This is a genomic window from Aerococcus sp. BD502, assembly GCF_057919555.1.
The window spans coordinates 1,453,273-1,473,678 of the sequence record NZ_CP147972.1 but is presented as its reverse complement, the minus strand read 5'-3'; the positions used below and the strand labels follow the sequence as shown (position 1 = coordinate 1,473,678).

The 20,406-nt window shown below is 48.3% G+C and carries 23 protein-coding genes; 3 read left to right on the top strand and 20 right to left on the bottom strand.

Features of this window, described 5'->3' with window-relative positions:
* Positions 1–23 precede the first annotated feature (23 nt).
* The 15 genes from rsmH to WF803_RS07025 all read right to left on the bottom strand — a co-directional run bounded on the left by rsmH (position 24) and on the right by WF803_RS07025 (position 9,940).
* Positions 24–983, bottom strand: a complete 960-nt coding sequence (gene rsmH, locus WF803_RS07095) for a 16S rRNA (cytosine(1402)-N(4))-methyltransferase RsmH (protein ID WP_489610807.1) — start codon at positions 981–983, stop codon at positions 24–26.
* An 11-nt stretch (positions 984–994) separates the two neighbouring features.
* Positions 995–1,426, bottom strand: coding sequence for a division/cell wall cluster transcriptional repressor MraZ (gene mraZ, locus WF803_RS07090; RefSeq protein WP_489610806.1), 432 nt, complete (start codon positions 1,424–1,426; stop codon positions 995–997).
* A gap of 129 nt (positions 1,427–1,555) precedes the next feature.
* Complete coding sequence (locus WF803_RS07085; RefSeq protein WP_489610805.1) at positions 1,556–1,930, bottom strand: DUF3397 family protein; 375 nt, start codon at positions 1,928–1,930, stop codon at positions 1,556–1,558.
* 69 nt (positions 1,931–1,999) lie between these two features.
* Complete coding sequence (rpmF, locus tag WF803_RS07080; protein WP_489610804.1) at positions 2,000–2,188, bottom strand: 50S ribosomal protein L32; 189 nt, start codon at positions 2,186–2,188, stop codon at positions 2,000–2,002.
* A gap of 24 nt (positions 2,189–2,212) precedes the next feature.
* Positions 2,213–2,767, bottom strand: a complete 555-nt coding sequence (locus WF803_RS07075) for a YceD family protein (protein ID WP_489610803.1) — start codon at positions 2,765–2,767, stop codon at positions 2,213–2,215.
* Positions 2,768–2,871: 104 nt separating this feature from the next.
* Entirely contained in the window at positions 2,872–4,089 is a 1,218-nt protein-coding gene (locus WF803_RS07070; protein WP_489610802.1) for a tRNA(Met) cytidine acetate ligase, read from the bottom strand.
* A 10-nt stretch (positions 4,090–4,099) separates the two neighbouring features.
* Positions 4,100–4,468 (bottom strand): ribosome silencing factor, encoded by a 369-nt coding sequence (gene rsfS, locus WF803_RS07065; RefSeq protein WP_489610801.1) that lies wholly within the window; start codon positions 4,466–4,468, stop codon positions 4,100–4,102.
* Positions 4,452–5,057 (bottom strand): bis(5'-nucleosyl)-tetraphosphatase (symmetrical) YqeK, encoded by a 606-nt coding sequence (yqeK, locus tag WF803_RS07060; protein WP_489610800.1) that lies wholly within the window; start codon positions 5,055–5,057, stop codon positions 4,452–4,454. Before yqeK ends, rsfS begins: the two co-directional genes overlap by 17 nt.
* Positions 5,050–5,673: a nicotinate-nucleotide adenylyltransferase gene (locus tag WF803_RS07055; protein WP_489610799.1), complete on the bottom strand. Its 624-nt coding sequence runs from the start codon at positions 5,671–5,673 to the stop codon at positions 5,050–5,052. Before WF803_RS07055 ends, yqeK begins: the two co-directional genes overlap by 8 nt.
* Before the next feature lie 2 nt (positions 5,674–5,675).
* Entirely contained in the window at positions 5,676–5,990 is a 315-nt protein-coding gene (yhbY, locus tag WF803_RS07050) for a ribosome assembly RNA-binding protein YhbY (protein WP_489610798.1), read from the bottom strand.
* Complete coding sequence (gene yqeH / locus WF803_RS07045; protein WP_489610797.1) at positions 5,991–7,100, bottom strand: ribosome biogenesis GTPase YqeH; 1,110 nt, start codon at positions 7,098–7,100, stop codon at positions 5,991–5,993.
* Entirely contained in the window at positions 7,093–7,629 is a 537-nt protein-coding gene (locus WF803_RS07040; RefSeq protein WP_489610796.1) for a YqeG family HAD IIIA-type phosphatase, read from the bottom strand. The genes yqeH and WF803_RS07040 overlap by 8 nt, the downstream gene beginning before the upstream one ends.
* 43 nt (positions 7,630–7,672) lie before the next feature.
* Positions 7,673–9,202, bottom strand: a complete 1,530-nt coding sequence (locus WF803_RS07035) for a Mur ligase family protein (RefSeq protein WP_489610795.1) — start codon at positions 9,200–9,202, stop codon at positions 7,673–7,675.
* 85 nt (positions 9,203–9,287) lie between these two features.
* Complete coding sequence (locus tag WF803_RS07030; protein WP_489610794.1) at positions 9,288–9,515, bottom strand: YkuJ family protein; 228 nt, start codon at positions 9,513–9,515, stop codon at positions 9,288–9,290.
* A gap of 158 nt (positions 9,516–9,673) precedes the next feature.
* Positions 9,674–9,940, bottom strand: coding sequence for a phosphocarrier protein HPr (locus WF803_RS07025; RefSeq protein ID WP_489610793.1), 267 nt, complete (start codon positions 9,938–9,940; stop codon positions 9,674–9,676).
* A gap of 260 nt (positions 9,941–10,200) precedes the next feature.
* Between WF803_RS07025 and WF803_RS07020 the strand changes: the two genes are divergently transcribed.
* A complete protein-coding gene (locus tag WF803_RS07020; RefSeq protein ID WP_489610792.1) occupies positions 10,201–12,399 on the top strand; it encodes an ATP-dependent Clp protease ATP-binding subunit in 2,199 nt (732 codons plus the stop codon).
* A 48-nt stretch (positions 12,400–12,447) separates the two neighbouring features.
* On the opposite strand, the gene WF803_RS07015 is transcribed toward WF803_RS07020, so the two are convergent.
* Positions 12,448–14,001, bottom strand: coding sequence for a peptide chain release factor 3 (locus tag WF803_RS07015; protein ID WP_489610791.1), 1,554 nt, complete (start codon positions 13,999–14,001; stop codon positions 12,448–12,450).
* Positions 14,002–14,052: 51 nt separating this feature from the next.
* Here WF803_RS07015 and WF803_RS07010 point away from each other — a divergent pair, with 51 nt between their 5' ends.
* Positions 14,053–14,484, top strand: coding sequence for a GNAT family N-acetyltransferase (locus WF803_RS07010; RefSeq protein WP_489610790.1), 432 nt, complete (start codon positions 14,053–14,055; stop codon positions 14,482–14,484).
* A gap of 58 nt (positions 14,485–14,542) precedes the next feature.
* Here WF803_RS07010 and WF803_RS07005 read toward each other — a convergent pair whose 3' ends face one another.
* Together WF803_RS07005 and WF803_RS07000 are read right to left on the bottom strand one after the other, a co-directional pair.
* On the bottom strand, positions 14,543–15,445 hold the full coding sequence (locus tag WF803_RS07005) for an RluA family pseudouridine synthase (RefSeq protein WP_489610789.1): 903 nt from the start codon (positions 15,443–15,445) through the stop codon (positions 14,543–14,545).
* Positions 15,438–16,256 (bottom strand): NAD kinase, encoded by an 819-nt coding sequence (locus tag WF803_RS07000; RefSeq protein ID WP_489610788.1) that lies wholly within the window; start codon positions 16,254–16,256, stop codon positions 15,438–15,440. The genes WF803_RS07005 and WF803_RS07000 overlap by 8 nt, the downstream gene beginning before the upstream one ends.
* A gap of 369 nt (positions 16,257–16,625) precedes the next feature.
* Here WF803_RS07000 and WF803_RS06995 point away from each other — a divergent pair, with 369 nt between their 5' ends.
* On the top strand, positions 16,626–17,360 hold the full coding sequence (locus tag WF803_RS06995; RefSeq protein ID WP_489610787.1) for a DsbA family protein: 735 nt from the start codon (positions 16,626–16,628) through the stop codon (positions 17,358–17,360).
* A 73-nt stretch (positions 17,361–17,433) separates the two neighbouring features.
* On the opposite strand, the gene pepF is transcribed toward WF803_RS06995, so the two are convergent.
* Entirely contained in the window at positions 17,434–19,236 is a 1,803-nt protein-coding gene (gene pepF, locus WF803_RS06990; protein ID WP_489610786.1) for an oligoendopeptidase F, read from the bottom strand.
* Between the two features lie 64 nt (positions 19,237–19,300).
* Positions 19,301–20,323: a competence protein CoiA family protein gene (locus tag WF803_RS06985; RefSeq protein WP_489610785.1), complete on the bottom strand. Its 1,023-nt coding sequence runs from the start codon at positions 20,321–20,323 to the stop codon at positions 19,301–19,303.
* Positions 20,324–20,406: the final 83 nt, after the last annotated feature.

Below are 20,406 nucleotides of genomic sequence, written 5' to 3'. Positions count from 1 at the left end.
AAACGATAACTCCCTTCCGATGACTATGACTCTTTTGGCAAACGTTCGAGGACCCGCAGACGGGCACTGCGCGCCCGCCTATTTTTGGCAATTTCTTCTGCACTGGGACGGATCGCTTTACGAGGTTGCATCCGAAAAGCCGCTTGGGGCAGATCGCCTGGAGCAACCGGCAGATTCTTAGGAACTCGGGGCGGCCGACTCCAAGCTTTAAAACGTCGGGCCACCAGGCTATCCTCCAAAGAATGGAAGGTAATGCAAGCGATGCGTCCGCCGGGACGTAGTAAATCGGCTGCTCCAGCTAGCGAAGTTTCTAAGACAGAAAACTCCTGGTTGACGGCAATCCGAATCGCCTGGAAAGTTTGCTTGGCCGGATGCCCTCCCGTCCGCCGGGCTGCCGCTGGAATCGCCTCCTTAATAATCGCCACCAATTGAAATGTGGTTTCGATAGGGGCCTGCTGGCGGTTTTTTTCAATGGCCCGGGCAATGCCCTTAGCAAAACGCTCCTCGCCGTAGTCGCGAATAATATGATAGAGCTCTTGAAAAGACCACGTATTCACAACGTCTCGCGCCGAAAGCGCTTGGTCCTGATTCATGCGCATATCCAGGGGAGCGTCGTAACGGTAGCTAAAGCCCCGGCCTGCTTGGTCAAATTGCGGCGAGGAAACGCCCAAATCATAGAGCACCCCAGCAACTTCCGAAAACCCTAAGCCTTGGAGCACCTGTTTAATTTGGGAAAAATTTTCTTCGACTAAGAGCAGTTTGCCCTGCTTGATTTCTGTTTTAAAACGTTCTTTAGCGTTGTTGATGGCCCACTGGTCTTGATCAAAAGCAATGAGCTGGCCTTTTTCATCTAGCCGATCCAAAAGCTGGCGACTATGACCGCCTCCGCCTAGGGTACAATCCACATAAGTACCCCGAGGATCAACTTTTAACGCTTTTATACTCTCTTCCAATAAGACACTCTCATGCTGAAAAGTGGCCATGTCGGACTCCTTTATAAACCTAAATCCAAGAGTTCTTCAGCCAAGCCTTCCACACCATCATCAAATTCCTGGGCGAGGGCTTGCCAGCGCTCTTGGCTCCAAATTTCAATACGATCATTCATGCCAATAATTTGGCAGTCTTTTTTTAAGGCAGCAAAAGTAATGAGGGTCTGGGGAATATTAACCCGTCCTTGCTTATCAATGGCCACTAAGGCCGCGGCAGAATAGAAAAAGCGCAGGTAGAAACGCGCTTCCTTTTTCGCGAGGGGCAAAGCCTTTAAGCGAGCCTCAGCCGCTTCCCAAGCGGGCCGGGAATAGCCAGTAATACAGCCATCCAAGCCGCGGGTTAATACAAATTCAGTTCCCAGCCCATCACGAAATTTGGCCGGAACAATCAGCCGACCTTTTTGATCTAAGCTATGCGCATATTCGCCAATGAGCATGGGACACCTCCTTTTCCCCCATTTAATGTCTATTCTACCATATCCCCCCACTATCCTCCACACCTTCCCACGAAGAAAAAATAAAAAAGCCACCCATTAAGGTGACTTTAAAAAATATTTTGAAGCGCCTTATTTAAGCACTTGCACTAACCGCCTGATCACGAGGGCATAATAGCCAACGAAGGTTAAAATAAAGGTAAAATTAGATAAATAACGGCCAAAAATGGGCCATTGCAAGTCGCCGCCCTTGCGGAAGCGGATCGCCAAAAGGCTCAAGCCAATAATACTGATGAGTAAGCCCACATAAGGCAAGGCGGAGTAACCCAAGATCCATAAAGACAAGTAATGCAGGCAGGCCCAAAGAATGGGATGGATCACATCGACCACGGCCAAATGCATGTGTTTATTGACTTTCAGATACGGATGACCGTAGCGATTGACCAGTAAAATACTGGCGACCGGTAAGATATAGAGCAGTAATTCAAACCAAGAAAATTTTATCATACGAGCCTCCCCTGCCATTAAGCCATGCCAGCTTCATGCAAAAAAAAGCCAGCATTAACTGGCTTTTTCCTATTCAGCATCACTCTCGTCACCCATCACATTTTGGCCATTGTAGTAGCCACATGCGGGGCAAACGTGATGTGCTTTACGAAGTTCACCACAATTAGGGCATTCGTTCATGCCTGGAACTTCTAATTTAAAATGCGTACGACGTTTACGTTTTCTTGCTTTGGAAGTTTTTCTCTTTGGAACTGCCATGCTTACACCTCCTAGACTTAGACTTTATTCTTCATCCTCATCATCTTGGATAAGTAAAGTTTTTAGTTTTGCCATTCGGGGATCAATTTGCTCTTCAACATCAGCCTGCTCCTGCTCCCACATCTCTTCGGTCAACACTTGCCAATCATCGCCGGCTGGCAATTCATTCGTCCTAGCCTCTTTTGGGCTTAGACGTTGGACCGGTTTATTTAAGATAATTTGGTCGACAATTGCAGGCCGTAAATCGAGTTCATCACCTTCAAGGCTGAGATGCAAAGTTTCCTTTTCATCAACGAACTCATCCGCTCGTGTTAATAAATAGCGTTCATTTAACGAACAGGCAATGTCAACCCAGACCGGCTCTAGTGACCGAGTCGAGGGCAATTGTAGGGCAGTTGTGATTTGGCACTGCACAAGGATGGAATCGTACTCGTAAAGGAGCACACCTTCGAGCTTGACAGGATGTGCGGCCAAAATTTCTTCATCACGCTGCTTTAAGTTATCTTCCAAATCGATGGTTTGCAGAAGGACGATAGGCTCCTCGGCCATACTCTTCAGTTCATGCAAGGACCATTTCATTTTCTATCACCTTTAGCAAATTTTTCTCCTGAAGCAACAACAGAAATTATATCGTGTTCCCTGACTTTTGTCAATCATCTTTCTTGTTTTTGCGAGCTTTTGCCCTAAGTTTCCGACTTTTCTGCCTTGGAAAAATAAGGGATACGGCCCACCAATTGGGAGGTGGCGCGGGGCGCTAGGAATTCTTCATATAAACGCTCCGCTTGAACCACTGCTGGCCAGCGCTCACTTTCCGACCGTTGCCAGCGACTGATCACTGGCAAAGCCTGCCGCTGCCGCAAATACTTGCGGCCACGTGGTGAGGCCCCCAGCAATAAAAATGGTGGCTTTTCTTGTTCTAATTGCCTCATGTCCCGATCTTTTCGCTGGAGGAAAAGTTGTAATAAAGTCCGCTCGAGTCGACTTTTTGGCCAATTTTTGTTTCGCACGGCTTGGATAAAGGCTTCATAAGACGTTTCGGCTTGGGCTTTTTCCTGCAGGCGGTAGGCGATGCCGCCCTCAAATAAATAAGTCTGGGCCAATTCTCTCGGCGTTTGACTCAGCAGCACATAACGCAAGTAGGGATAGGCCTTTTTTAAACTCGCCCCGGTATTTTGCGTTTTTAACTGGTGTAGGGTTTTTTTGGGGACATAAGGAGCCAGGGTTGACCAAGGGGCTGCTTGGCGAATTTCCTTTCGCAACCAACTGCCAGAGGCAAAGCCGTCACGGCCACCCTGAGTGCGATGACTGGCCTTAAAACGCGGGATGGGATAATAGGGCCAAGCAAGGCCCTGCTCTTCCGCAGCCAAAACATAGCGGAAAGCCAAGAGATTGTTACTTTTCTGGGCAAAATCCAACTCAAGGCCCGCTAAGTCAGCTTCCTGCTGGCAAAGTTCTTGGTAAAAAGCAAAACGAGCTTCGGCATAACTTTGGTAGGGCCTCCCTTTCTGCCAAGCCCGCCAAGCCTTATTGACAAACGCTTGGTGCTGGCTAAGCCAGCGGGCAAATTGAATATATGAAGTGAACGTGGCCGCCTCCGTACCAAAAGCTAAGCCCTGCACCCCTAACTGGTGTAAGAGGGAAACACTCCCCCAGGCAAAGCGATTAGCCGGCTGGGTCGCCCACCAAACAGGTAATTCAAACACTAAATCACAGCCAAAATCAATGGCCACCTCGGCCCGCGCCCATTTGTCTAAAATCGCCGGCTCGCCTCTTTGCGTGAAGTTACCACTCATGACGGCCACCAAAATGTCCGCCTGACTAGCTCGCCGGGCCTCCTTAAGAAAATAGGCATGGCCATGATGAAAAGGATGCCATTCACTCACCAGGCCTAAAGCTTTCATTCCCCTGCCCCTAACTTAGCCAGGGATTAACATTGACAAGTGGGGCCTCATGCCATAATTTTTCCAGCTGATAAGTTTCTCTTTCTTTAGCTAAGAATAAATGCACAATGACATCATAGCAATCCAAGAGCACCCAGTGGCCCTCACCTTTACCCTCTTCATTTTTTAGGGCAAAACCTGCTTTTTCCACAGTTTCGGTAATGGCATCAGCCACAGCTTGGAGTTGCCGTTCGTTTTGGGCCGTCATGATAACGAAATAGTCAGCCAAGGCCGACAATTCTTGGACATTCAAGGCGACAATATCGCTTGCTAAACGATCATCACCCGCGCGAACAATACATTCTAATAAAGCTTCACTCTGATTATTTTTTGCGGTCATTCCTGTTCCTTTCTTTACTAAACCAAGCATTATAGGTTTTAAATGTTTGGGGATGAATTTCTTTTTCCTGATCGAGCAAAAATTTGAGACTGGCCTTCAATTTATAGCCAACCGCTTCATCTAAAGAGCGCCTAGCGGCCTCACGAGCAGCGTGAACTTCCGGAAAATTCCGGCTGGGCTCAATAAAATCAGCCACAAAAAGAATTTTCCCCAAGGGTGTGAATTTTTCAGTGCCTAGGGTATGCCACCAAACTGCTCCCTTAATTTCAGGGTCGGTGAGGCCCCACGCCAACTCGGCGAGTAAAACTGCCAAGGGCCCATGCCAAAAAGCGCTAGGCTGACTTTCCCAAGCCGGATCATAGGCGGGATGAGCGCGAAAAGAATAGAGTTTTTCTCTAGGCATTTCCTTCGCATAATCATGCAGAAGGGCTGCCGTACGGGCCGCTACCACGGAGTAACCTTCCCTCTCGGCGAGGCGAACACTCACTTCCTCAACCCCTAAAATATGTTTAAAGCGCGCGGAGCTAACCTGGGCTTCTAGTTTTTTCAAGAATTCCTTCCGACTTAAAGTCAGGCATAAATCAGTCAAGGTAGAGCCCCTCCTCCTTAATATACTGGCGCACGGCTTCAGGCACTTGGTAGCGAATGGAGCGACCGGCTTGCACTTGCTGACGGATAGCCGTAGAACTGATTTCAATTTGCGGGGTATCCACCATCATCACAGGGTAGGGGGTCTGAACCTGGTAGCCGGGACGTTTGGCCCCTACAAATTGCACTAATTGCATTAAATCATCAATCCGATACCAGTGAGGCAGGTCATTCACCATGTCCCCCCCAATAATAAAATAGTAGGCCGTATCCGGATGCAAGGTCGTCAAAATATCCATCGTTTCATAAGTATAGCTCGTCCCCTGCCGTTCAAGTTCCAGTGTCTCCAGCAAAAAATGGTCGTCATCAGCCAAAGCTAGCTCCAGCATTTTTAGCCGATGCTTGGCTGCTAATTGTGGCTTAGCCTCGCTATGAGGCGACTGGTAAGTCGGCATAAAGGCGACTTCATCCAGGCCCAATTTATCAAGCACCTGTTCGGCTAAAAGCAAATGTCCCCAATGAATCGGGTTAAAGGCGCCACCTAAAAGGCCTACGCGCCGTTTTTTATCGGTAGCGACCTTTAATGTTTCCGTCGTCGTGACCGCTTGTCCCTTCATGCCTATCCCTCTTTTAGTTGCTTGGTGATTTTTTGGTTCTTCTGATCTTCGGCTGGCATATAGAGGACAATGGTATGGCCAATGACCTGCACCGGAGCCATCGGCGAATTTGCCCGCAGCTCAATAGCTAACTCCTCGGCCGTAGCCTCACAATTATTTAAAACACTGACTTTGATCAGTTCTTGGCGGTTGCAAGCTTTGTAGAGTGAATCTAAAACGGCCTCCGTCAAGCCTTGCTTCCCAATCTGTGCCACGGGTTTTAAGGGATGGGCCATTTTTCTCAACATTTTAAGTTTACGATTATTGAGTTTCACCATTTAAATCATCCTTTTTCTCAATGTGACATTAACATTTTCCGGAGTATCTAAGCTGATCACGGCTGGGCCTTTGACACTGATCCAGCCCAAGCCGGCCAGCACCACATCTTGATTTCCGGTGAGTTTCCACTCGCGGTGCTTCATTTTAACCCCAGCCTTAGGGACAAGCGGCAGCAAGTCATTGGCGTGTTGCTGGTAAAATTCTGACGCGCCCACCGTTTTCCGGCGATGCAAGTAAACCTCTTCACTCATGTAGAAGGTAAAGCTATTCTCCTCCCCATGGAGGTAGTCCATTTGGGCTAGGCCATCGATAAAAATCGTCTGCCCCACAGCTAATTGATAGGTTTTTGGTTTTAGACGTTTTTTAACTTCTAAAGCCGAGAGCACCTCATCTGAAACCACAGCTAACATGCTGCCCGCCTTCAACAGACCCGGAGTATCAACCAAGCGCCCCCCATTCGCCAAGGGAAATTCCAAGAGGTCTAAGGTCGTGCCGGGAAAATAGCTCGTGGTAAGGATTTCCTGGCCCAAGCCAGCAGACTGGAGCATTTGGTTCAGCAAGGTTGATTTGCCGACATTGGTCGTTCCGACCACATAAACATCCTGGCCCTTGCGGTAGTGCTCTAATTTTTCCTGAAGTTTCGCTAAGCCTTCCCCTTGCTTGGCACTCACCAGGCACAAGTCCAGCGGCCGTAAGCCCTCTGCTTCCGCCTCCTCGATTAAGCGTTGCTTCAAGCGTTCGCGTTTCACGTCTGCAGGCAAGAGGTCCACCTTATTGACGGCCACCAGCAAGGGCTTATCCCCCACAAAGCGCCCTAAACTTCCTAAGAGGCTTTGGCTCAAGTCGAAGAGATCCACGACCAGTAAAATTAAAGCCCGCTTTTTGCTAATCCCTGTTAAGATATCCCGAAAGTCTGCGGCTGTCACTTGAACTTTTTGATGTTCATTGTAGTGGCGCATGCGAAAGCAGCGTTGGCAGTAAATGTCATCCTCATCCACATTCCGCTTTGCTAGGGCTTGAGGGGGAATAAAGCCCGCCCCTTCTGGGTTTTCGGTTTGAATGGCCGCCCCACAGCCGATGCAAATTAAATCTTCCTCTAATTTAGTCAAGTTGATCCCTCCAGTCCCAATGTAATTTTTCCCTTGCACAATATTCTAAAAATAATTTCTCCAGTCGGCGATTCACACGCGTCCATTTCCCATCCGAAGCCACCACGGGCTTCACTAAAATACTTCTCAGGCCAAAGCGACTCGCCCCTAAAATATCCGTAAAGAGCTGGTCGCCCACCAAAACGGCTTCTTCTTTCTTGCAAGCAAGTTTTTCAAGCGCCTGCCGGTAGCCTTTGCGGCGCGGCTTATAGGCAGGTGCCAGGTAATGAACACCTAGCTGCTCGGCAATATGACGCACGCGCGCGCCATTATTATTGGAAAGAATTAAAACTTCAATATCATGGTCGGCTAAAGCTTGCGCCCAATTGTGGAGGGAAGCCGGGACAACTTCTGAATTCCAAGGAATTAAGGTATTGTCCAAATCTGTTAAGACAGCTTTGATCCCATGTTTTTTGGCCTCCGCAGGTGTAATTTGAAGTACACTCTCCAAAAGCCAAGTCGGCCATAATTTCTTCAACCAGGGGTGCATCCTACCCCTCCTTCCCAAATAGCGAACACGTCCTAAGTTTTGCCTAGCTAGGGTCTGACGCTTTGCTTTTCTTCGCCATTTTTTCATCATATTCCGTTAAAATTTCCTCTGCAAAAACTTTATCCCCAGGGAAAGGCTCATAGACCTCACCCCGTTTAATCGTCGCTTCGTCGCCCTTGCCAGCTAAAATCACCACACTGGGTTCTGGACTCTCGACCGCTTCCTTAACCGCAGCTTTGACAGCTTCTTCTCGGTCCTCAATAATCGTGGCCTGCTTGCCTTGTTTTTTGACTATGGCCTGCATTAAGCCCAGAACTTCCTTAGGATCTGCAGTCCCCATGTCTTCCTCAGTAAGAATCAGGCGGTCGGCATAGCGGCTAGCAACTTCCGGCAGGTCATAGCGGCGGTTAAAGCCTTTTTCCCCCGGCGCACCGAAAACAATCGTCAGCCGTCGGTGCGGGTACATGTCCTGCAGCGCTTGGAAAAGAGTTTCATAACTTAAACGGTTATGGGCAATATCAACAATGACTTCGACCTTCCCATCCTGGCTGGCCAACTCAACCATCCGACCCGGCACGGTGACCTTAGCTAAAGCCTTCTTCGCAACCGCCAAGGAAAGCCCATAATAGCCACTAATCGCCAACGCCATTAAGGCATTTTGCACGTTAAAATAACCTGGCATGGCCAAAGTTAAGGACGCCTCACCGGTAGGCGTATGCACCGTAAAATGCTGGCCGGCTTCATCGACATATAATTTATCAGCATAATAAGTCGCTTTAGGATCTTCTAAACTGATGGTCACGATTTTCTCAACAGAAGCACTGGCTTTTGCGGCGCCTAGGACTTCCTCCCAATGCGCCATGTCTTGATTCAGGACAGCGACTTGGGCTTGATCAAAAATTTTCAACTTGCTTTTTAAGTAATCGGCAAAATCAGGGTGTTCGCCCGGACCAATATGATCTTCTTCAATATTCGTAAAGCCAGCGACCTCAAAACCCAGGCCCCAAACTCGCTCATATTTCAAAGCTTGGCTAGACACTTCCATCGTTAAGTAATCTTCCCCAGCCTGGTAGGCTTTAGCTAAATGCTGATAGAGGGGGATAGCTTCTGGTGTGGTAAGGGCCGACTCCCCCCTCTCCAGCCCATCAAAATAAGTATTCGAGGCCAGATAGGCGGTAGGCTTGCCTAGGGCGGCATCTAAAATAGCCCGCAGGTAATGGGTCACGGTTGTCTTACCTTTCGTCCCCGTCAGTCCGATCAAGTGGAGTTTTTGGTCCGGCTGCCCGTAAAAGCAAGCGGCCATGGCGGCCATAGCGAGGCGAATATCTTGAACTTGAATTCTGGGTAGGTTTACTTCGGGATAAATTTCCTCGCTCACATACGCTAAGGCCCCTGCCTGTTTGGCCTCGCTTAAATACTTCGCTTGGAAATGCTGACCTTTACAAAAAAACAGCGTTCCCGCTTCCACTTCTCTCGAATCATAAGTTAAATGTTCAATATTTAAATCTGCGGGTGCCTGCGTTTCATATGGCGTCACCCCAGTTAAGGATGCGGTTAATTCCGTGAGCTTCATCCCTTCCCTACCTCTCTACATATAAAATATTCTTCATTCCAACGGCATTGAAAACAAAAGAGTCGCCTAAACGACTCCCTTGAAACTATTGAAGTAGTTCAAAAATTTCAATAGCCACAACATCAATATCATCAAAAGGAAAACTCTCATCAATGGTATTGTCATGCAGTTCGAAGCTTTCATTCTCGCGATTGTAGCGCACTAAACAACGTTCTTCGCCAGCAACTTCGAAGCGACGCACTTCAATTTTTGAGTCATCGGTCGTCATCGCCTCTAAACGTTCAATAATGGCTTTTAATTGGGAAGACTTCATGGATATGCACTCCTTTATCGATATGCTGAATTGACTGCTATAGCTATCCTACCCTTTTCGACTTAAGCTTGTAAAGCTTAACGTTCAGTTCTTCCTATTTTAACAAAAGACTACCATAATAAAAAGCCGAGGCTTCCTGCCCCGGCAGCTCCTAGGCGTTAAGCCGATAAGCCTTCATTCACCATGGTTTCCTTAATGGCCGCCATGGCTTCATCCTCATCGTCGCCTTCCACAGTAATGGTCACATCTGACCCCTTACTGACACCCAGGGACATCACACCCATAATTGATTTCAAGTTGACCGCCTTATCATTATAGATTAATTCAATTTCAGACTGAAATTTGCTAGCGGTTTGTACTAAGAGCGTGGCGGGACGAGCATGAATGCCGGTGTCTGCCGTTACATGAAAATCTGCTTTTTGCATTTCCTAATCTCCTTTTTCCTAATCAGCCCTTGCTGTTAATCCAGTCGTAGTTTTGACTATTACTCCTTAATCATACCGACAAAAGCGCATTTATGCAAACATTTTCTTGCATAATTCCACGAATTAGAGGCTTTTCATTGGCGGTCTGATCAGCTTGTTAAAAAACTTCATTTATTTTCGTAAAAAGCTTGAAAGTCAGTAAAGGTCAATGTACAATAGAAGCATAGTCAATATTAGTCAAACAAAAAAGGAGTGATCTTATGCTATGTCAACGTTGTAAGCAGCGCGATGCTGTGATTCATATGTATGCCAACGTGAATGGCAAACGGCAAGCGATCAATCTCTGTGAGAATTGCTACCGTGAAATCACTAATGAACAAAATAATAATTTCGATCAATTTGCATTTAATTCTGGTTTAGGTAACCTCGATCAAATTTTCCGGCAATTGCAAAATCGCCAGCAAGGCAGTCAACCCCAAGCTGGGGGTGGCGATGGCCAAGGTGGCTTTGGCGGAAGGAAAGGTCAAGGGGGCGGCTTATTGGACCAATTCGGGACCGACATGACCCAGTTGGCCCAAGATAATGTTTTTGACCCCATTGTGGGCCGCGATGACGAGATCCAACGCGTCATTGAAATTCTTAACCGGCGGAACAAAAATAACCCTGTTTTAATTGGGGAACCCGGGGTCGGGAAGACGGCTGTCGTCGAGGGTCTGGCTCAAAAAATTATTGAGCAAACCGTACCCGAAAAACTCCAACACAAACGGGTTATCAGCCTTGACGTGTCCTCCCTCGTGCAAGGGACAGGTGTCCGTGGGCAATTCGAAGAAAAAATGCAGCAACTCATTGAAGAAGTCACTAATGATGAAAATATCATTCTCTTCATTGATGAGATCCACGAAATCGTCGGCGCTGGTTCGGCAGAAGGCTCACTTGATGCAGGGAACATCTTAAAACCGGCCCTCGCCCGCGGGGAATTACAACTTGTGGGGGCAACCACACTCAATGAATTCCGTCAAATTGAAAAAGACGGCGCCCTAGCCCGCCGCTTGCAGCCTGTTTTTGTCGATGAACCCACTGTCGAGGAGACCTTAGCGATCATTGAAGGAATTGCGGATAAATATGCCCAATACCACAATGTCAAATATACGCCGGAAGCTCTGGAAGCGACCGTCCGCCTCTCCGACCGCTATATTACGGACCGGCAATTGCCCGACAAGGCGATTGACCTGCTCGACGAATCTGGGTCGAAGAAAAACTTAACCCTGTCCTTCGTTGATAAGAAATCCCTCGAAGAGAAAGTTCAGCAATTGGAAGACTTGAAGGTCATGGCCACCGAAGCTGAAGACTATGAAAAAGCAGCCTACTACCGTGACCAATTGAATAAATACCAAAAAATGCTTGACGAGGACAAGCAAGTCCCCGAAGAACGGCCAGTGGTTAACCTTGCTGATATCCAACATATCATTGAGCAAAAAACGGGTATTCCAGTCACCGAATTGCAAGAAAAAGAACAAAATAACTTGAAAAACTTGGACCAAGCCCTCAAAAGTCGGGTTATTGGTCAAGATGAAGCCGTTGATGTGATTAGTCGTGCCATTCGGCGCAATCGGGTCGGCTTTAGCAAAGGGTCCCGCCCTATCGGCAGCTTCCTCTTTGTCGGTCCGACCGGTGTCGGGAAAACCGAACTCGCTCGGCAATTAGCCCGTGAACTGTTTGGGGATCAAGAAGCTATGGTACGCTTCGATATGAGTGAGTACATGGAAAAACACACGGTCAGTAAATTGATCGGTTCCCCTCCAGGCTACGTCGGCTATGAAGAAGCGGGCCGCTTAACGGAGCAAGTTCGGCGCCGGCCCTACTCTCTCATCCTGCTCGATGAAGTGGAGAAGGCCCACCCCGATGTCTTGAACATTTTCCTGCAAATTATGGAAGATGGCCGTCTCACCGACTCCCAAGGTCGCACGGTCTCCTTCAAGGACAGCCTCATTATCATGACGTCCAATGCTGGTAGCGGTGGTGTGGAATCCAGTGTCGGCTTTGGTGCCAGCCAGCAAGGAAAAACGAAGTCCATTATCGATAAATTAGATAAATTCTTCAAGCCAGAATTCCTCAACCGCTTCGATGCGATCGTTGAATTCGAACCGCTCACCAAAGAAGAGCTCATGGTCATCACGAGACTCATGCTCAAAGAAATTAATGATCTCATCGCGGGGCAAAATATCCATATTGCTGTGAGTGATGCGGTAATTGAAAAACTGGTGGAAATTGGCTACAATCCTAAGCTCGGGGCCAGGCCTTTACGTCGAGTCATTCAAGAGCAAATTGAAGACCAAGTGGCCGACGCCTTCCTAAACGAGCCGGAACTTGAAGACGTCCACTTTGATGTGAGCGATGGGCAAATAAAAATTGCTGCTACCACCGTCCATAATGAAGAAGCCAAGAAAACCGAAGAATAAGAAAAATAGCGCAAAAGCTCGGTGAAGCTTTTGCGCTTTTTTGCTGCCTTAAATGAGACTGGTGAGTTGAACATCAGGATGGTGTTCTTGAAACCAGCGTAAGGCAAAATCATTTTCAAACAAGAAGACCGGCTTAGCAAAGCGATCCTTGCAGAGGAGATTACGCTTTGAGGACCAATCCGTATTCAATTCATCTGGGTCTACCCAACGAGCCGTCTTTTTACCCAAGGGCGTCATATTCACTTCCGCATGGTATTCTTTCAGGAGGCGGTGCTCAAAAACCTCAAACTGCAATTGACCCACGGCACCAATAATATACTCGCCGGTAAACCAAGTCCGGTAGAGCTGAATGGCTCCTTCTTGTACTAATTGCTGCATGCCCTTATGGAAGGATTTCTGCTTCATCACATTCTTCGGGGCCACTTGCATAAAAAGCTCCGGCGTAAACTGTGGCAGCGGTGGGTATTCGATAGTATCCTTGCCTGTGTACAGGGAATCCCCGATCTGGAAATTTCCCGTATCATACAAGCCGATAATATCACCAGCTACGGCCGCGGCCACCTTTTCCCGGTCATCCGCCACAAAGCGGGTGGTGTTATTCAAGCGCAGGGGCTTCCCTGTCCTGGCTAACTTCACTTCTAAGCCCTCATGGAAGGAGCCAGAACAAAGCCGTAAGAAGGCAATCCGATCCCGGTGACGGGGGTCCATATTGGCTTGAATTTTAAAAATAAAACCCGAAAAATCCTCATTGTTAGGAGCGATCGCCTGGCCATCGACCGTTTCCTGGGCGGTGGGTGCGGGCGCAAAGTCCACAAAGGCCTTCAAAAAGGCCTCCACGCCAAAGCCCGTTAGAGCCGAGCCAAAGAAAACGGGCGTTAGCTCCCCAGACGCCACCTTTTCCCGGTCAAAAGGCACGCCGGCCTCCTGAACTAATTCCACATTCAGCATGGCATCCTCATAAAACAGGGAATTGGCCACCGGATGATGCGCCGCCTCTGCCAAGCTAATGCGCTCTTCGGTGTAGTGATCGGGGTTCAATTCAATTTCTTCCTCAGGCAAAGCGACTAAGCCGGCCAAATTTTTCCCCATGCCAATCGGCCAATTCATAGGGCAGCCATCAATACCCAAAATATCTTCCAATTCTTGCAGCAAATCGAGCGGCTCACGGCCATCACGGTCGAGTTTATTCATGAAGGTAAAAATTGGAATCCCCCGCATGCGGCAAACTTTAAAGAGTTTTTTCGTTTGCGGCTCAATCCCGCGGCTGGAATCAATCACCATCACCGCACTGTCAACGGCCATTAACGTCCGGTAGGTATCCTCGGAAAAATCCTCGTGGCCTGGGGTATCGACAATATTAATTTTAAAGCCATCAAACTCCACCTCGAGCACGGAACTGGTGACCGAAATGCCCCGTTGCTTTTCAATTTCCATCCAGTCGGATTTCGCAAATTGCCCACTCTTTTTGCCCTTGACTGTTCCAGCTTGGCGAATGGCGCCCGAGTAAAGCAATAATTGTTCTGTGATCGTCGTCTTACCAGCATCCGGGTGGGAAATAATCGCAAAAGTCCGCCGCCGGTCGACCTCATTTTTTATGCTCATGATGTCCTCCTATGTTACACTTAAAAAAAATCAAAAGAAAGGTTGTGACGTATGAAAATTAAACGAACCACTGATACCGACTCCAAAATCTACCACGATGGCCTAGACATTCGCATGGAAGTTTTTGTCGAGGAGCAAGGGGTTCCCGAAGCTTCAGAAATCGATGCCCAAGAAGAGGAATGCCTCTATCTCGTCGGTTACGAAGGTAATATCCCTGTGGCTTGTGGCCGGCTCTGGTTCGCTAAGGAAGAGGAAGGCGTCCTCCAAAGAGTCGCCGTCAGAAAAGCCTACCGCAAACGCGGTTATGGGCAGGCTATGATTGAACATTTACTCCAGGCCGCCAAGGAACAAGGCCACATCACAGTCCGCCTTCACGCCCAGTTACCTGCTATTCCCCTCTATGAACGCCTAGGTTTTAAAACCCAAGGCCCCATTTTTGAGGAAGCAGGACTGGCTCACCAGCTCATGGTGCAAAGCTTTTAAAGCCTGATCATGGCTGCAAATACAAATTATTCCCCCACGCCCAGGCGTGGGTTTTCTTCTAGCGGGCTTGGGCCTTTTGCCCTGCGGCCAGGAAGTTTTTTAAATCAGCAGGCAAGGGAGCCTTTAAGCTTAAGGTGTCGCCCGTCAGGGGATGGGTAAATTTTAGCTTGGCACAGTGCAAGGCTTGCCGGCCAAGCCAAGGCGAGGGGGGACCCCCATACAAGTCATCCGCGATTAAAGGCGCGCCAGCATGGCTAAAATGCACGCGAATTTGGTGCGTCCGGCCTGTATGCAGCCAAACATCATAGGCCATATACAAAGGCGTCTCTTCCCGTAAGGCATAAGAAGTAATCGCTCGTTTCCCCGTTTCACTCACACAGCGCTCAATGATTGACCCCGGTTTTCTGGCAATGGGTGCCGCAATTTGCCCAGTCTTGGCCGCTAAGGAGACTTTAGTTAAGGCCAAGTAGCGTTTTTCAATGGCCTGATGCGTCACCACATGGTCAATCAGACTATGGGCATAGCGGTGCTTGGCAAATAGCATGGCCCCACTCGTGTCGCGGTCCAGGCGCGTCACCACATGAATAACTTGGTTGTCATAGCCTTGCTCCATGTAATAGGCTTTCAGCATATTCGCTAAGGAACCCTGGGGATTGTAGGATGAGGGGAGCGAGGTATAGCCAGCTGGTTTATTCACAACAATATAATGCTCATCTTCAAATAAGATATCCAAGGGGTAGGAAATCGGCAAAATATCCGGCTGCTTGCCTTCTGGCGGCAGAACAACCGTCACCTCGTCCCCCACGGCTAATTGGTAGTTCACCGGGGTTAATTGGCCATTCACTAAAATTTTGCCCTTATGAAATTTTAGCTGGGCTAATAGCCGACGCGAGACCCCTTGCTGTTTGAGAAATTTCTTCAGCAACAAAGGGTATTCCGCAGTCCAATGCAGTTTAAGCATCGTCCACCTCCCAGGTATCCGCAATAAAGCTGTCACGCACCCGCCGCCAAAAAGGTATATGCCGGTAATTGGCGAAATGCATGCGTGCCTTAGCTATTTGAAACGTGATCGCATCCCAGTCGCCTAAAGGCTCGTGCAGGTGATCCACAAATAGATGTGTGCCAGAACGCTCATGCTTCTTAAAACGCACCGTCAATTCCTCCTCAGGGGACAAGAGGATAGAGCTTGCTAGGGAGCGATAGACTCGGTTGTTGATCGAAGCAATTTCCGTTAGCTGCATACTATTTAAAGAGGGATGAACCACCGCCCCACCGAGCGATTTATTGAGGCCGGTAGAACCAGTGGGCGTCGCAATACTTAGTCCATCGCCCTTGAACAGTTCAAAAAATTGGCCCTGGAGGTAAATTTCACACGTCATCGTTCCCTCTAAACGCCGCAAGCTACTCTCGTTGAGGGCTAATTCTTGGTGCTCGATGTGCCCCCCCCGATAGCAAGCCACGTGCAGTAAGGGGTAACTCACACTCTCGCCGGCATCTTGCTTGATCATTTGCACTAAGGTTGGCCATTCATCGGCCTGCCAATCGGCATAAAAACCCAAGTGTCCCGTATGCACGCCCACAAAGCGCAAGTCATTAAGCAAGGCCTGGTAGCGATGGAAAGCATGCAGCATGGTCCCATCGCCACCAATACTAATGACGAGCTCTGGCTTCTCTTCGGTGAAAGTAAAAGCCTCCTGGCCCAACGCCTGGCGCATTTTTTCTTCCAGCTCTTTTGAAATATTAGATTGCTTCGTCTGAAAGGCGATTCTCACTGGCCAATAACCTCCTTAAACTCTAATAACTCATCTATTGTAGCACAAGGACCTTCTTTTCCTCAAAAGTATCCGTTACCAATGCGCAATGTTTTACTTTCCCGAGCGGCTTGCTATAATTAAATTGTAGGGAGCTTCGGAAAGCCTGAAAAAGGAGAAGCGTTAGCCCAAGCTCCAAAACTCGTGGTCACCAAGGCATGACCTCGCCCTGTAGACCCAAGCCAGAGTTCATGCTAAGATATAAGAGGTCTTTGACCTCATGCGATGGGCACCAGGACTAAGTGACCCTTAGGAATCAGCCGGTCGCTATTTGCCATGCCCAAATCTAATAACTAACCCATGTTAGTCGTACGGAGAGGAGTGAGTCCGATGAAGCCAGAAAACAAGCAGCCGCAACACCGAACTGTTTTAGCGGCCGAAAAAGAATGCTTCTACGAGGGTTTTCTCTTTGTCAATCCAATCTGTAGTCGGTCATATCATTGTGAGCAGGAAGTTTTTCGTTTCATGCAAGAAACCGATAAACGCTTCTACCTGCGCGTCATTGCCGTGACAAATTTAGGACTCTGCCAGAAATTCTTTACCCATATGCTGGGACCTAAAATGACCCTCGCTGAGAAAAACAAGCTCTACCAAGCCGTGCAAGCCATTGCCATGGGCTATAAAGCTGCGCTCTTGCAAGGGAAAAAATGTGGCCGCGAATACTTGTTAGCCATGCAGAAATACTTTGGCGAAGAAAAGCAGCCCTACAGCAAGGAAGCCATGGCCCAGCAATTAGAGCATTTAAAAATGGACACGGAAATATTCTGGGAAGACATTGCCTCGGGAGAAGCCAAGGCTTCGCTCGCCCAAGATATGCATTTGGCTAATCAAATGGAAATTACGTGTACTCCTTCCCTGGTCTTATTCAATAATATTAATTGCCAGTATGGCATTAAAATTGATGGTGGCCTGACCACGGAAGAATTAGAGCGCGTGATCGCCCGGACGGAAAAAAGCCACCAACGCCATTATCCGACCCTCACCAGCACAGGGCAAAAAACGAAGCAAGGAAAAACGCTCAGTAAGCATCATGGCAGCATTAAACCCTTCCAATTGCAAAATTAAATGCGGCCATAAGAAAACCGTATGAGATCATGTTTATCAGTCATGATGTCATACGGTTTTTTCTTAGGCTCTTTTATTGTTCTTCATGAAGCAAGTCTTGGAATTCTTTGAGGCGGCGTTTAAATTGCGCCATCGTTTTTTCCAAATACGTGGTATTGGTCATATCAACACCAGCCCGCTTCATGACGTCAATTGGATAGGCACTTGAACCAGAGGCAAGGTAATTCAGGTAGGCTTGTACCTTCTCCTCTTCACCAGTTAGAATCCGTTCTGCCAGCATCGTCGCAGCCGAGAAGCCGGTCGAATACTGGTAAACATAGTAATTATAGTAAAAATGCGGAATACGTGACCATTCATAGGCAATTTCATCATCGTAAACGAGGTCATCCCCGTAGTATTTAGCATTCAAATCGAAATACGTTTGATTCAAGAAATCTGCACTGAGGGTCGTTCCCTTCGCATCCGCTTCGTGAATGATATGTTCAAACTCAGCAAATTGCGTTTGACGGAAAATCGTGCCTTTGAAACCATCCAAGTACTTGTTCAGGATGTAAATTTGCGCCGCTGGATCCTTGATGGTTTTTAAGAGGTAATCGGTCAGCAAGTTCTCGTTTGTGGTCGAAGCAATCTCTGCCACAAAAATCGAGTAATCCCCGTAAAGGTAAGGCTGGTGCTTCCGGGTGTAGTAGGAGTGCATGCTGTGGCCCAGTTCATGGACGAGCGTATACAAATCTCCCAGGGAGTCCTGCCAATTGAGGAGAATGTAAGGTTTTGAATCATAGGCACCCGAAGAATAAGCACCCGAGCGCTTGCCTTTATTTTCGTAAACATCAATCCAAGACTCTGCAAAAGCCTTCTTCAAGTCATTAATGTAAGTATCCCCTAAAGGACTGAGCGCTTCTAAGACCACTTCCTTGGCTTCTTCAAAAGTATAGCGAAGGGGCGCTTCACCCGCAATAGGCGTGTATAAGTCATACATATGCAGTTCATCTAAGCCCAGGCGTTCCTTCCGCGTGGCGAGATACTCTTGGAAGCTAGGCAAGTATTCGTGCACGACGTACAGTAAGCTATCGTATACTTCCTCAGGAATATGATTTGTCGCTAAGGCTTGGGCCCGCGCACTCTTAAAGCCACGTAATTTCGCCGTGTAATTGTGGCCTTTAATGTTATTTCTCATCGTAGAGGCTAGCGTATGATTAACGCCCTTGAAGCCCTTGTACATATTCATGAAGGCTTCCTTCCGCACCTCACGATCCGTGCTCTCTAACAGCACCCCATAAGTCCCGTGGGTTAAGGAAATTTCCTTGCCATCCTCCCCCTTAACAGGGTCAAAGGTCAAGTCCGCATTGTTCAACATGCTGAATGTTTCTTCGGAAGCATCGAAAATTTCGCCCGCTCCTGCTAAAACGGCTTCGACCTCAGGGCTTAAAACATGGGGCTTCCGTTCCAGTAATTGCTCGAAATAATGGCCGTAATGCTCATCCTGAGCCAAGGCTTTTAAGTCCGCTTCCGAACAGGTCAATAACTCGGGATCAAACCAGGCCAATTTCTCGTTAGTCTCTGCAAAAAGCCCACTGGCCTTCCCATATAATTCCAAGTACCGGCTGTTACCTGTATCTTGGTCTTGCTTCAAATGGGCATAGACAATGATCATTTCCAAGTCCCGGTAAACCGCAAGGATCGCCTCCAAAGCTTTAATAATCGTCTCCTTGCCTTCTTTTAACCGGCCTTTGTAAGTTAGCGCTTCGTCCACTTTCTTAGGCAAAGCTTCCATTAATTCATAGCAAGCCTCGTCAGAAGGAAACATCGTGGTAAGATCCCATTGGGTTTCCTTGGGCATTTCCTCTCTGGCTTTGGCTTCTTTAATTTCTGCCATGTTACCAACTCCTTTTCTACATGACTATTCTACCACAAATATAGCGTTTGCAGTAGAGCTAAGTCTAATTTTCATAAGTCCAAAGGGCGTTTAGGCAAGCCTTCTGCTGGGACGGTGGGCAGAGGAGCCCAGGCCTTGGCGTCAGGTAGGCCGCTAAGCTTGAAGGGGCCTTTTCACCTTGCTCTTTTAAGAGAAGCACATAGGCCAGGGCCACCCAGAGTGGCTCTTCATAGAGCAGGAGCGCGCGTTTTTCTAATAATAAAGGGGTGGGAAATTGCTGGAGCGGGTAAGAGGCCTCATAGCAATGCTTGAGCAAGCGATTTTCAGCCTGGTTCGGCCGCAAGCGCAGGCGTGATAATAGCCGCTCTCGCGCCTGCCTAGTCAATGCAGGGACTAGGGGCTTGACCGGTGCTTGATGAGTAGCCGGCCAAGTTAGCCGGCAGGCTTGGCCTTTTTGCTTAGCAGAAAAGTAATGCAAGTAATTGGGAAGGCTTAAGGACAAGCGCTTTTCGACTGCGCCAAATGGATCCAACTGCCAAAGTTCCACCCGCCTGGCAGCTGCTTCATAATAAGGCAGGAAAAAGCCAATTTCTGGCTGGTAAGAAAGAAAAGGCGCCAGCCGATTCAAACGCTGGCTCTTATAAGCGAGGGGCGAAGCTTTCTGTGCTAACAGCCAAAGCACAGCCCCGCCGGCCTTTTGATGATCCGCCTCGCGTTTTCTAACGTCAGGCCACGCTAAATAGGAATACTGGAGCTCAATCGCCAAATAGCCCTCCTCCATAGGCACATAGACATCAGCTCGCCGCTCACCAACACCAGCGCCCACCACCACCTCACAAGCTGCTGGGTAGCCTGTTTCCCTTAACGCCCCGCAAATACTCGCCTTGCTTTTCTGGTGCCAAGCACTTTCTCGGGGATCGACTTTGCTTTCCACCCCATGGCGAAAATAAGGTCGCGCCCCACTCCGCTTCACCCAGAGCACTTCTTTCTGACAACGTGGGCAGTAGTAAACGTCCGCGTAAGCCTCCTGACGGGTTAAATGGCTCGCATAAATCAATTCTCCAGCTTTATTTTTAGCATAATGCACAAATATCTCCCCCTTAAAAGGTTATAGGGGAAGACGGCTGATGTTCACGAAAAAAACCTGGGCTCACCCAGGTTTTTTTCTTA